This is a genomic window from Pandoraea aquatica (assembly GCF_902459565.1).
GTDB lineage: Bacteria > Pseudomonadota > Gammaproteobacteria > Burkholderiales > Burkholderiaceae > Pandoraea > Pandoraea aquatica.
Map to the genome: position 1 here is coordinate 753721 of NZ_CABPSN010000002.1, position 12345 is coordinate 766065.

Annotated in this window: 12 protein-coding genes; 8 read left to right on the forward strand and 4 right to left on the reverse strand. The window is 64.5% G+C overall.

Annotated features, from left to right (window positions below; genetic code table 11):
* Nucleotides 1-11: 11 nt before the first annotated feature.
* Nucleotides 12-935 (forward strand): LysR family transcriptional regulator, encoded by a 924-nt coding sequence (locus tag PAQ31011_RS08950; protein ID WP_150575465.1) that lies wholly within the window; start codon nucleotides 12-14, stop codon nucleotides 933-935.
* Nucleotides 936-954: 19 nt separating this feature from the next.
* Here PAQ31011_RS08950 and PAQ31011_RS08955 read toward each other — a convergent pair whose 3' ends face one another.
* Both PAQ31011_RS08955 and PAQ31011_RS08960 read right to left on the reverse strand, forming a co-directional pair.
* Nucleotides 955-1602 (reverse strand): YitT family protein, encoded by a 648-nt coding sequence (locus tag PAQ31011_RS08955; protein ID WP_150575466.1) that lies wholly within the window; start codon nucleotides 1600-1602, stop codon nucleotides 955-957.
* Nucleotides 1603-1741: 139 nt separating this feature from the next.
* Nucleotides 1742-2839 (reverse strand): branched-chain amino acid aminotransferase, encoded by a 1098-nt coding sequence (locus PAQ31011_RS08960; protein ID WP_150575467.1) that lies wholly within the window; start codon nucleotides 2837-2839, stop codon nucleotides 1742-1744.
* Nucleotides 2840-3260: 421 nt separating this feature from the next.
* On the opposite strand from PAQ31011_RS08960, the gene PAQ31011_RS08965 reads away from it, so the two are divergent.
* The gene (locus PAQ31011_RS08965; protein WP_150575468.1) at nucleotides 3261-3623 is read left to right on the forward strand and encodes a hypothetical protein; all 363 of its coding nucleotides are present in this window, start codon (nucleotides 3261-3263) and stop codon (nucleotides 3621-3623) included.
* 49 nt (nucleotides 3624-3672) lie between these two features.
* On the opposite strand, the gene yfcF is transcribed toward PAQ31011_RS08965, so the two are convergent.
* A complete protein-coding gene (gene yfcF / locus PAQ31011_RS08970; RefSeq protein ID WP_150575469.1) occupies nucleotides 3673-4344 on the reverse strand; it encodes a glutathione transferase in 672 nt (223 codons plus the stop codon).
* 192 nt (nucleotides 4345-4536) lie between these two features.
* On the opposite strand from yfcF, the gene PAQ31011_RS08975 reads away from it, so the two are divergent.
* The 6 genes from PAQ31011_RS08975 to PAQ31011_RS09000 all read left to right on the forward strand — a co-directional run bounded on the left by PAQ31011_RS08975 (nucleotide 4537) and on the right by PAQ31011_RS09000 (nucleotide 11052).
* Nucleotides 4537-5424, forward strand: a complete 888-nt coding sequence (locus PAQ31011_RS08975; protein ID WP_150575470.1) for a LysR substrate-binding domain-containing protein — start codon at nucleotides 4537-4539, stop codon at nucleotides 5422-5424.
* Between the two features lie 105 nt (nucleotides 5425-5529).
* A complete protein-coding gene (locus tag PAQ31011_RS08980; RefSeq protein ID WP_150575471.1) occupies nucleotides 5530-6450 on the forward strand; it encodes a LysR family transcriptional regulator in 921 nt (306 codons plus the stop codon).
* Between the two features lie 209 nt (nucleotides 6451-6659).
* Complete coding sequence (locus tag PAQ31011_RS08985) at nucleotides 6660-7523, forward strand: VOC family protein (RefSeq protein WP_150575472.1); 864 nt, start codon at nucleotides 6660-6662, stop codon at nucleotides 7521-7523.
* Between the two features lie 32 nt (nucleotides 7524-7555).
* Complete coding sequence (locus tag PAQ31011_RS08990) at nucleotides 7556-8314, forward strand: class II aldolase/adducin family protein (RefSeq protein ID WP_150575473.1); 759 nt, start codon at nucleotides 7556-7558, stop codon at nucleotides 8312-8314.
* A gap of 99 nt (nucleotides 8315-8413) precedes the next feature.
* Complete coding sequence (locus tag PAQ31011_RS08995) at nucleotides 8414-9757, forward strand: MFS transporter (RefSeq protein ID WP_150575474.1); 1344 nt, start codon at nucleotides 8414-8416, stop codon at nucleotides 9755-9757.
* A 155-nt stretch (nucleotides 9758-9912) separates the two neighbouring features.
* A complete protein-coding gene (locus PAQ31011_RS09000) occupies nucleotides 9913-11052 on the forward strand; it encodes a porin (protein WP_484549342.1) in 1140 nt (379 codons plus the stop codon).
* A gap of 91 nt (nucleotides 11053-11143) precedes the next feature.
* Here the strand turns inward: PAQ31011_RS09000 and PAQ31011_RS09005 are convergent, their stop codons facing one another.
* On the reverse strand, nucleotides 11144-12193 hold the full coding sequence (locus PAQ31011_RS09005; RefSeq protein ID WP_150575475.1) for an aldo/keto reductase: 1050 nt from the start codon (nucleotides 12191-12193) through the stop codon (nucleotides 11144-11146).
* Between the last annotated feature and the right edge of the window lie 152 nt (nucleotides 12194-12345).

Sequence of the window (12345 nt, forward strand, 5' to 3'; positions counted from 1 at the left end):
TTGGAATCAACATGCGCAAATTCAAGACCCCCGGGACTGCGGCGCTGCTGGCGTTCGAGGCGGCAGCCCGGCACGAAAGCTTTACCCATGCGGCTCGCGAGCTGTTTCTGACCGAGAGCGCGGTGTCGCGCCAGATCGCCACGCTGGAAACGCAGTTGGGCGTGCGGCTGTTCGTACGCGCCAAGCAGCGCGTGGTGCTCACCCGCGCGGGACGGCTCTATGGCACTCAGGTGCGTCGGACGCTCGAACAACTGGATCGCGACACCCTGTCGATCATGGCCCACGGCAGCGGCGGCGGCTCGCTGGAACTGGCGGTGCTGCCGACGTTCGCGTCAGAGTGGTTGATTCCAAGAATGAAAGACTTCGACGACCGCCACCCGGACGTTCGCGTGAACATGGGCGTGCACACCGACCTCTTTACGTTCGACGAGACGCACTTCGAGGCAGCGATTCACTTCGGCCAGCCGACGTGGCCGGGCACGTCGTCGGATTATCTGTTCGGTGAAGAAGTGGTGCCGGTGTGCAAACCGTCGATCCTGAAAGGACCGGTGCGTACGGCGGCGGACTTGCTGACGTATCCGTTGTTGCACTCGACGACGCGTCCGAGCGCGTGGGCGCAGTGGTTTGCCGAGCAGCGCGTCGACGATCACCGGGCGTTGCAAGGCGTGCGCTACGAGCTGCACACCATGCTCATTGCGGGCGCGGCGGCGGGGTTGGGGATTGCGCTCGTGCCGAAGTTCTTCGTCGAGGGACAGTTGGCGACGCTCGGCCTCACGATTCCGTTTGACGTGAAGAGCGTGGCCGAGTCGGCCTACTACCTCGTCTACCCGACGGAACTGACACACGGGCAGCCACTCAGCGTGTTCCGCGAGTGGCTGCTCGATCAGGCGAAAGCGTATCGGCCGACGTACCGTCCGGACTATCGGCCGGCCTGATCCCGGACGACGGCAGCGCTTAGCGTCCCGTGTAGCGTCCCGGCTTGTGCCACGCGACGACCATTGCGCTCATGGCGATGGCCGAGATAGCGGACCAGGCGACGCGTCCTGCCGGAATCGTGGCGAGCGACGCGATCAGAATCGTCGTGTCGATGCACACCTGCGTGATTCCGGCATTGATGCCGCGCTTGCGTTGCAGCCATAGCGTGACGATGCCGGTGCCACCGACGCCTGCGCCGTGACGTGCCAACGCCAGAATGCCCATGCCGCACAGCGTGCCGCCGACGAACGCGGCGAACAGCGGATTGACGAAGGCGATGTCGAGCGTCTGCGGCATGGCCGCGAGGGCGAAGGTAATGCCGAAGCTCGCGACCGTAGATTTGAGCGCAAAGCGCGCGCCCATCGTGAAGTACGCGAACAGGAAGAACGGAATGTTCACCAGCGTAAAGATGGTGCCCACCGGTAGCGGAAAGACGTAAGAGGCGAGCAGTGCGATGCCAGCTACGCCGCCGGTAACCAACCCGGCAGCCTTGAGCAGCACCAGACCGACCACCACAAATGCCATGCCGATGACCATCGCATAGATGTCTTCGACCACGGAGTGCGGTACGCCGATTGTGTCGGTTGCCGCAATGGCGCCGGATACAGCGCCCGTATCGTGTTTCATGATCAGTAAGTCAGGAACGACAAGACGGCGCGCCCGGCTCTCCTGATGCCGGAACGCGCCGCCGAAGATTTCCCGCGTCGCTGTCTCGTGCGACGCGCAGCTTCACAGCTTGTTATGTAGATACGGTATTAACGCACGATCAGGCGACGTGGTGGACCCACTTGAACGGATCGGCGACCTTGCCACGTTGAATGCCCGTGAGCTGATCGCGGATACGCTTGGTGACCGGGCCTTCGCCGCCGTCGGCGATGTTGAATTCGCCGTTGGCGTGACGCACCTGACCGATGGCCGTCACGACCGCAGCCGTGCCGCACGCGAACGTTTCCTTCACACGGCCGCTGGCCGCGTCGGCCTGCCACTGTGCGAATTCGTACGGCGTCTCGTTGACCGTCATGCCTTCGCGGCGTGCCAGTTCGATGATCGATGCGCGGGTGATGCCCGGCAGGATCGTGCCCGAGAGCGGCGGCGTCTGGAGCGAGCCGTCGTCCATCACGAAGAAGACGTTCATGCCGCCGAGTTCTTCGATCCAGCGGTGTTGCGCGGCGTCGAGGAACACGACCTGATCGCAGCCCTTGGCGCTCGCTTCCGTTTGCGCAATCAGGCTGGCGGCGTAGTTGCCGCCGCACTTCGCAGCACCGGTACCGCCGGGGGCTGCGCGCGTGTACTGATCCGAGACCCACACCGTCACGGCCGACTTGCCGGGCTTGAAGTACGGGCCGACCGGGCAGGCGATCACGCAGAAGATGTACTCATGTGCGGCGCGCACGCCCAGGAAGCTTTCCGAGGCGAACATGAACGGACGGATGTAGAGGCTGCTGCCTTCCGAGCCCGGGATCCATGCGCGGTCGATGTCGACCAGCTTTTCCACGGCTTCGAGGAAGACGGCTTCCGGCAGATCGGCCATCGACATGCGTTGCGCCGACTCGCGGAAACGCTTGGCGTTGGCTTGCGGGCGGAACAGCGAGATCTTGCCGTCTTCGCCACGGTAGGCCTTCATGCCTTCGAAGATTTCCTGCGCGTAGTGCAGCACGGCGCACGCCGGATCGATCTGGAACGGACGGCGGGCTTCCACCTTCGCGTCATGCCAGCCGCGGCCCTCGGTCCAGCGGATCGTGACCATGTGATCCGTGAATACGCGGCCGAATACCGGGTTCGCCAGTGCGGCGGTGATCTGGTCGGCGGGGGTGGGGTTGGCGTGCGGCTCCACGACAAAACGCAATTGGTTATCGGCGCTCATGTTTCTTCAAATGTCTCGGCAGAGGTGGCTTGAGTCGTCAGTGCCGTTAACGTAAACGGCAAGGTGGGTATTTTCCTCCTTTCGGGGCCTGCCTGTCGACTGAATTCACCGCTTCTCCCGTCACTACGGGCTTTCAGGGGGTATCACGCCGCGAAAAATCGGAATTTGGACGATTTTTGCAAGAAAAGTGCGTGATTTGCCGAAAGTTGCGTGGGCGCACGTCTGCCACGAAACCGCTGCGTCGCAGGGTAACAGTGTGTAAAAAAACATTTCAGGTCACAGGCCGGCTGACACTCGACATTTAATATCGAAGGCGCATGATGTCGGGAACGTCCCCACAGGCGATGCACGCCCCCTCTTGAAACCGGGAGCGGCAATCGTGGACGTTCCGCCCGTAGATCAAGAATGGGAGAGGAGACAGATGAAGTCGACAACGATTCGCATGTTGCGCGCGTATCTGATCGTGGCCTCGCTGGGCGCTGTGTGCATCGACGTCTGCGTCGTCATCGCGATGCTCGTCTTCGATGTGCCCGAGCGCGTCTTTACCTCGGCCGACTTCCGGATTGCGATGGCGGCGTCTTTATTGCTGCTGTTGCTGGCGACGCGCTCGCTGGCGTCGGCCGCGTTTCGGGCAGCACTCGCCAGTCGGCATGTCATGGTCGATGGTGGCAGCAGCCAGCGTGAGAGCCGCAGCGTCGCGTTGCGCGACGACTGCCCGCACCGTCTGCTGGTGCTCCTGCATATCCGCATCCACCGCCAGCAACTGGCGATGGTGGCCGCCTGACGGCGAAGCGGTCGTCGTCGCCGTCAGGCGCATCAATCCAACATCCCTGTCAGGCCGCCTTGCCGTCCACCAGATCGCATTCGCGCGGCGGCCGCGTCATTGCAATCCACTCCTGTACCGCCGGGCGTAGGAACTGACGGCGCGCGTATTCGGCCAGTGCGGGCGGCACGACGTCGTCGTTATAGACCAGACGGTTCAGCATGACCGCGAGGTCGACGTCGGCAATGCACCACTTGTCGAACAGCGACATGCGCCCGTCGGGCAGCAGGTCCTCGGCGATGGCGATCAGCTTGCTCGCCGCCGCATAGCCTGCATCCGTCAGCGGTGCCTCGGACGGGCCGTAGAAAATCACCTGAGTCGAACGATCCTCACGCAGTGCGCCGAGATCGCTGCGCAGCCATGCCTGCACCTGCCGGGCGCGCGCACGTTCCCGGATGTCGGCCGGATACACCGGCACGTCGGGGGAGATCGTTTCCAGATACTCGTCGATGGCGGACGATTCGGACAACGTGAAATCGCCATGCACGAGCGTCGGCACGCGACGCGTGATCGACAGGTCGGCAAAGCCGCTTTCGTGATGCGCGCCCTGATCGAGATCGACGGTGCGCAGTTCGAACGGAATACCTTTCTCACGCAGCGTGACGAAAACCGACAGCGCGTAAGGGCTGGTGAACTGTGCGTCGACGTAGAGCGTGAAGGAGGCGGGGGCAGCGGCTGACACGGTGGGCTCCAGAAGGGAATGTGCGAGGGGCGAAATTGCCCGCAGATGCCTATGTTGCCGTACGTGCGTGGTGATAAGCTACTGCACAAATCGCTGGCAAGCTGTGAGCCAGATTCACAGCTTGCCAGCGCGCCCTCGCGCACCGATCTGTCCCCAATATTTGCTCGCACGCCAACCGATATCCCCCGAACCATGAACGCCGAACCTCGCGCCCGTCCGCCGCTGGCGAATCTGGAAACCGTCTGCCTCGTTGCCCGCCATGGCTCGTTCACGGCGGCCGCCGAGGCGAGCGGCCTGACGCACGGCGCGATCAGCCGCCGGGTCGGCGCGGTCGAAAACTGGCTCGGCTGCGCGTTGTTCGAGCGTCACGGGCGAGGGGTGAGTCTGACGTGCGACGGTCAGCGCTTTCTCGGTCGCATCGAACATGCCTTCGATGTGATCGACGCGGCCGCCGATCAGTGGCATCAGGCGCGCAAGGCCCCGGCGGTGCGACTGAGTGTTGTGCCGTCATTCGCCAAACTGTGGTTGCTTGAGCGTCTGCAATCGCTCGAAGCGGGCAAGCCGTTCATCGACATACAGGTGACGACCGAGCATCGCAACGCCGACGTAGGCGCGGGCGAAGTGGACATCGCCTTGCGCTACGGACGTGGTGGGTGGGCGAGCGTCGATTCGGAACCGTTGATGGGCGAGGCGCTGTACCCGGTGGCTTCGCCCGAGATGGCGCAGCGTCTGAAGGGCGCAAGTGTGTCGGAGATGCTGGCGATGCCCTTGCTGCACGACTCCGATCTCACGGGCTGGCGCGCTTGGTGCGGTGCGCACGGGGTCACGTTGCGACCGCGTGCGCGCGACCGTCGCTTTGAGGATTACACGGTGGTGCTCGCGGCCGCCGAAGCGGGGCTGGGCATTGCGCTTGCCCGTGCGCCGCTGGCGAGCGAGTGGATGGCACGCAGCCGTCTCGTGCGACTGTCGGACGCCGAAGTCGCGTGCCCGTTGCAGTACCACGTGGTGACGGCCAAGCGCGAGAAGCGTCCGGAAGTGCTGGAAGTGATCGCGCGTCTGCACGCGCTGGCGCGCACGTAAATACCATGAACGCAGCGGTGCGCAGCGCAGGGGTTTCCCGCACTGCGCGTGCAGCTGCGGGTTGCCTAAAATGCGGGACGCTTCTTGCAGGACTGCCTGGCAGAGATGAACTTACGCTCGCTCGATCTGAATCTGTTGCTCGTGTTCGAGTCGCTGTTGCGTACGCGCAGCACGACGGTCACGGCCGAGGAACTGAACCTCACGCAATCGGCGGTGAGCAATGCGCTCAAGCGTCTGCGGCTCGCCTTCGGCGACCCGTTGTTCGTCAAGACACCGCAAGGCATGCTGCCGACCGATCTCGCCGCATCGCTGGCGCCGCCGGTCACTGAGGGACTTGGCCTGATTCGCGGTGCCGTCGAAGCGCCGCAGGACTTCGTTCCGGCGAAAGCGCAGCGCACGTTCCGTCTCTACCTGAGCGACATCGGCCAGTTGATCTTCATGCCGAAGCTCATGGCCACGCTCGCCGTCGAAGCACCCGGCGTTCGCATCGTCACGGTCGACACGACGCCGCGCGAAGCGCAGAACGCGATGGCGATGGGCGACATCGATCTCACGCTCGGCCTGTTCACACGCTTCTCGTCCGGCTTCCATCAGCAACGCCTGTTCCGCGAACATTACGTCGCCCTCGTGCGCGAGGGACATCCGACGATTCGCGGCGAACTCACGGCCGAGACGTTCCTTCACGCGGCGCACGCCGTGTACCGACCGACGGCGGGGCATCACGACGTGTTTGAGACGGCCGTCGAGCATTGGTTTGCGCAGTCGGGGCATCAGCGTCACGTGGCGCTTCGCATGGCGCACTCGATGGGCCTCTCGGCGCTGATCGCCGCGAGCGATCTGGTGGTGTGCGTGCCGACGCGTCTTGGCCGCGCGCTCAAGGCCGCCGCCGATCTGCGCACTTACGCGCTGCCGTTCGACGGCCCCGAGTTCGACATCTCGCAACTCTGGCACGAGCGCTTTCATACCGACGCCGGCCACCGGTGGCTGCGCAGCACGATCTTCCGCCTGTTCCACGGCGAAGACTGATCGCCCTCCAATCTGACGGCACACGCTTGCTGCACATGCATGTGCGGCACCTGCGTGCTCGCATGCTGCACCCTCAATTCACGACGTAAATACCGCGCATTTACGCAATTTGTTGGCGTCATGCGACGCCGGTCCTTATCGTATCTCCACGACATTGAAGTCACCGGACGCACGTCCGGGACACGAACAATATCCGCAGGAGACAAGCGGTGATCAATCTGCACGACATTCGTTACGTGCGGCTGGGGACGCGCGACCTCGAAGGTGCGACGCGCTATGCGCGCACCATTCTCGGGTTGCAGGAAGTGCGTCGGGAAGCCGGTTTCGTATTCCTTCGCAGCGACAGCCGCGATCATTCGGTGTGCTATTTCGAGGGCGACCCTGCCGATCACACGGTGGCGTTCGACGTCGCCAGCGATGCGCATTTCGATGCGGCCGCAGCACAGCTCGAAGCCATGCATATCGAGTTTCGACGCGGCACGCGCGACGAGGCCGACCTGCGCCGCGTGGCCGATTTCCTCACGTTCCGCGATCCCACCGGCAACCAGATCGAACTGGTGCTGCGCGCGGCGCAGACCGGGCGCGGCTATCACGGCGAGCGCGATGCGGGCATCGATTCTTTCAGTCACGTGGGCCTGTGCACGACGGATGCACGTCGCGACGAAGCCTTCTGGACCAGTGTGTGCAACGCCCGCGTGTCGGACCGTATCGGTGACGCGCCGCTGCTGCGCATCGACGACGTTCACCACAAGATCGCGCTGTTTCCGGCGAAGCGTGCGGGCATTCAGCACGTGAACTTTCAGGTGAACGGCATCGACGACCTGATGCGCTCCTGGTACTTCCTTCGCGAACAGGGCGTGCCGATTCGCTTCGGTCCGGGGCGTCACCCGACGTCGCACGCGATGTTTCTGTACTTCGCGGGGCCGGACGGCATGGTCTACGAGTACTCCACAGGCGTGCGCAAGATCGCGCCGGAGGATGAAGCGACTTACGTGCCGCGTCAGTTCCCGTTCGATCCGACGGGGTTCTGCATGTGGGGCGCGAAGCCTGAGATTCCCGAGTTTTCGTCCTGACCTTTTGCCCTGAAATTTCGGCCGGTATCCCCATGACACACGATACGTTCGACGCCGCACGGCATGTCGACATCACCGACATCGACCGCGCCGTGCGCGTAGCCGCCCGCACACTGGCGCGCGCCGGACTGGCGCATGCGTACGGACATTGCAGTGCGCGTCTCGATGCGGATCGCTTCGTCGTCTGCGCCGCCCGTCCGATGGGACTCATCGGCGTCGGCGAGACGGGCACTGTGGTGCCGATCGACGGTCCGCTGCCCGACGGCGTGCTTGGCGAAGTCCGTCTGCATCAGAAGATCTATCGCTCGCGCCCCGACATCGGTGCGGTCGCACGCACCATGCCGCCCAAGACCATGTCGCTCTCCACACTGCGCCGCACGCCGCGAGCGCTGCACGGGCCGGGCACGTACTTCGCCCCCGGCGTGCCGCTGTGGGACGACCCGCAACTGATTCGCTCCGACGAACAAGCCGCGGCCGTGATCGCCACGATGGGTACGAATGCTGCTGTCGTCATGCGCGGTAACGGGGCCGTCGTCGCGGCGGACACGCTCGAAGCGATGGTCGCGCTCACGTGGTACCTCGAAGACGCCGCCCGCGTCGATCTCGACGTGCTCGCCCTCGAAGCGTCGTTGCCCGCTGCCGTGCTGAGCGACGAAGAATGCCGCGCGCGCGCCACACGCTCGGGCCGGATCATCGAGCGCATGTGGGAGTACCTGTCGGCGGGCGACCCGGAGTTGCCCGGCGAGGCTGCGCGCCTGTCCTCACATCCTTCCTCAAACCAAAGTTCTTGATGTAATCGCCCCCAACCGGCTGCGAGCCCTTGCACAGAGCGTCGTCGACAGACGCCACGGGCCGCCGCTCATGCGGTAGTTACCGCACAGGAGACAGACATGGAAATATCCGCTTTGATGAACCGCAGAGGCATCACGCCATTTCAATGGCGCGTGATTGCCCTGTGCTTTCTGATCGTCACACTGGACGGCTTCGACACGGCCGCCATCGGCTATCTTGCGCCGGCCATCCGCAGCGAGTGGGCGATGGCGACGACCAGCCTCGGCACGGTGTTCGGTGCCGGACTCGGTGGCCTGATGCTCGGCTGCTTCGTGTTCGGGCCGCTCGCCGACCGCATTGGCCGCAAGCGTGTGCTGATCCTCTCCGTCATTCTCTTCTCTCTGGGCAGCATCGCCTCGGCTTTCGTACATAGCCCGACGGAGCTGGCTGTGCTGCGCTTCGTCACCGGCATCGGTTTGGGCGGTGCGATGCCCAACGCCATTACGCTCAGTTCCGAGTATTGCGCCGAGCGCATGCGCTCGCTGCTCGTGACGGCTACCTTCTGCGGCTTCACGCTGGGCTTCGCCATCGGTGGTGAAATCGTGGCGCAGACGCTGCCGCACATCGGCTGGCGCGGCGTGCTGATCGCGGGCGGCGTGGTCCCGATTGCCTTCGTGCCGGTACTCATGCGCTGGTTGCCGGAGTCGATGCGTTACCTCGCGGCGCGCGGCGACCGTGCCGACCAGTTGCTGGAAATCGCTCGTCACATCGATCCGGCAGTCACGCGCATCGATCCGGAGGTGACGCCTGCCGGGCAGACCAACTCGGCGGTCGGCGGCCTGTTCACGCGTCGTTACATCGTGGGCACGCTGCTGCTCTGGGCGACGTACTTTTGCACGCTGTGCGCGTTCTACCTGCTCACGAGCTGGCTGCCGCTGATCGTGAAGGATTCCGGCTACACGCTCGCGGAAGCCGCGCGTATCGGTGCGATGCTGCCGCTCGGTGGCACGGTCGGCGCGGTGATGATCGGCTTTGCGATGGACCGCACGAGTCCGTATCGCGTGCTGGCGGCGTCGTACGTGATGGCCGGTATCGCGCTGTGCGTGCTGGGCGCTGTGACGCACCAGTCGGGCTGGCTCATGCTCGTCGTGTTCCTCGCAGGCTTCGGCATTGCGGGATCGCAGACCGGCGCGAACGCGCTGACGGCGGCTTACTATCCGACGGCCTCCCGTGCGACGGGGGTGGCGTGGGCGCTTGGTGTCGGCCGTCTCGGCTCGATCCTCGGGTCGAGTCTGGGCGGCGTGCTGATCGCGTCGGCGTCGAGCACGGCGCAGGCGTTCCAGATCGTCGCGATTCCGGCGTTTCTTGCGGCGGCGCTCATGCTGGTGATGCGTCGTCGCGTGGGACGCGGCGGCTCGCTCGCGCCAGCGGCGACGCAACCGGCACCGGGCACCGTCGCCTGATCGTCGATTGATCCCGATACAGATGCACGCCGAACCCCGGCGTGCGTCTGCGAAGTACCCGCCGCTACCGCGCGTCCCCCGACGGCGATGCGGCGGCGCTGCAACTGACCGGCACAGGTCAGGCCACCACACGTATCCATGGAGACATCACCGTGATCCACAAGGGACTGCCCGCGCTCGCGCTGGCTGCCGGCCTCGCATTGGCCACCACTTCCGCTTCGGCCCAGAGCGTGACGCTCTACGGCATTCTCGACACCGGCGTCGAATACATCTCACACGCCGGACCCAACAACAGTTCGCTCGTGCGCATGCCGGCCAATACCGGTTCGCTGCCGTCGCGCTGGGGCCTGCGTGGTGACGAAGACCTTGGCGGCGGTCTGCACGCGCTGTTCATGCTGGAGAACGGCTTCAACGTGCGCGCGGGCGATCTGAATCAGGGCGGACGGTTGTTCGGGCGTCAGGCGTGGGTCGGGTTGTCGAATCAGTACGGCACGCTGTCGTTCGGTCGTCAGTATTCGATGACGTTCTGGGTGATGAACGACGCCGACATTCTCGGCCCGGACTTGTACGGCAGCGGCTCGCTGGATAACTACATCCCCAATGCGCGCAGCGACAACACGGTCGCCTACAAGGGCGTGTTCAGCGGGCTTACCGTCGGCGCGACCTATTCGTTCGGACGCGACAGCGGCGGCACCGGTAACTCTCCCGGACAAGGCACCTGTGCCGGCCAGACGCCGGGCCAGATGACGGCCTGCCGTCAGATCTCCGCGATGCTGAAGTACGACACGGCGTGGTTCGGCGTAGCCGGTGCGTGGGACGAACAACGCGGCGGCGCAGGCGCTGCGGCGAGCTTCTTCAACGGCGCGGCCGCGGTGCCGCTGACCAGTTCGTCGGACAAGGACACCCGCTGGCAGTTGAACGGCTATGTGAAGGGCGGCAACTGGAAGGCGGGCGCGGGGTGGCTGGGACGTCGCGTGCAGACCGCGTCGGCCGCCGTGGCAGACGTGAATTCCGACATGTTCTACATCGGCGCGCTGTATCAGTTCTCACCGGCATTCGCCGTCGACGGCGAAGTCTTCCGCATGTTGAACGCCCGTCAGAATGCGCGGGCGACGATGGCCACGTTGCGCGGTACCTACTTCCTGTCGAAGCGCACCGCCGTGTACACGCAAGTCGCCTGGCTGGGCAACAGCGAGCATGCGGCTTACTCGGTCAGTTCCGGCGGGGCGGGCGGATCACCCACTGCGGGGACGAGTCAGTTGGGCGTGAACGTCGGCATGCGACACACATTCTGATCGCATGACGAAAAAAAACGGCGCACCGTGTTTGCAGTGCGCCGTTCGCTGTTTCTCATGCCGAACGCCGAAGACGTTCGATGCCGATGGCTTACAGCAGACCCGCTTCGGCGAGTTGCGCGCGACGCGGATCACCCTGACGCGAGAGCATCCAGCCCGGATACTCGCTGGGCAGTGCGCTCGCGGCGTTGATCGCCGACAGTTCGCGCTCGCTCAGCGTGACACGCGTGGCGGCGATGTTGTCGTCGAGCTGGTCGGCGCGCTTGGCGCCGATGATCACCGTCGAGACGACCGGCTGCGCGAGCAACCAGGCGAGCGCGATCTGCGCGACCGACACGCCCTTCTCGGTGGCGATACCGCGCATCACATCGATCACGTCGTAAGCCCGGTCGACATTCACCGGCGGGAAGTCGAAGCTCTGACGGCGCGAACCATCTTCCGTCTTGCCGTCACGCGTGTATTTGCCTGAGAGCAGGCCGCCTGCGAGCGGACTCCACACCATCAGACCGACGTTTTCGCTGCGCAGCATCGGAACGATTTCGCGTTCGAGATCGCGCCCAGCGACCGTGTAGTACGCCTGAAGCGACGCAAAGCTTGCGAGGTTCAGCCGTGCCGAGATGCCCTGCGCCTTGGCGATCTGCCACGCGGCCCAGTTCGAAACGCCGATGTAGCGCACGTGGCCCTGACGCACCAGCGTGTCGAGCGCGCTGAGCGTCTCTTCGATGGGCGTGACCGGGTCGAAGCCGTGCACCTGATACAGATCGATGTGATCGAGTTGCAGGCGCTTGAGGCTTGCCTTTACGCCGTCCATGATGTGATAGCGCGACAGGCCGCGCGAGTTGCTGCCCTGTGCGCCGGTGACGCCAAAGACCTTCGTGGCGACGACCACGCTGTCGCGCGGCACGTTTAGATTGCGCAGGGCTTGTCCGGTGAGCGTCTCCGACTGGCCTTCCGAATAGACGTCGGCGGTGTCGATGAAGTTGATGCCTGCGTCGAGCGCACGGCCGACGAGCGCGTCGACATCGTTCTGCTGCAATTGGCCGATCTTGCTCCACATGTCGCCTTGTCCGCCGAAGGTCATCGTGCCGAGGCACAGTTCCGAGACGAAGAGGCCGGTGTTGCCGAGTTTCCGTTGTCGCATTGCATCGCTCCGTTGAGTAGCTGCCCGTCGCAGGGGACCGTCGATGAGGGGGACGGTGTGCACGGGATGGGATGCATTATGCGTCGCGGGGCATCAGGCAAGCAGTACCTGTTCCTGCACATTTCCTGCCTGATTCTGCAATCGGATGCGAT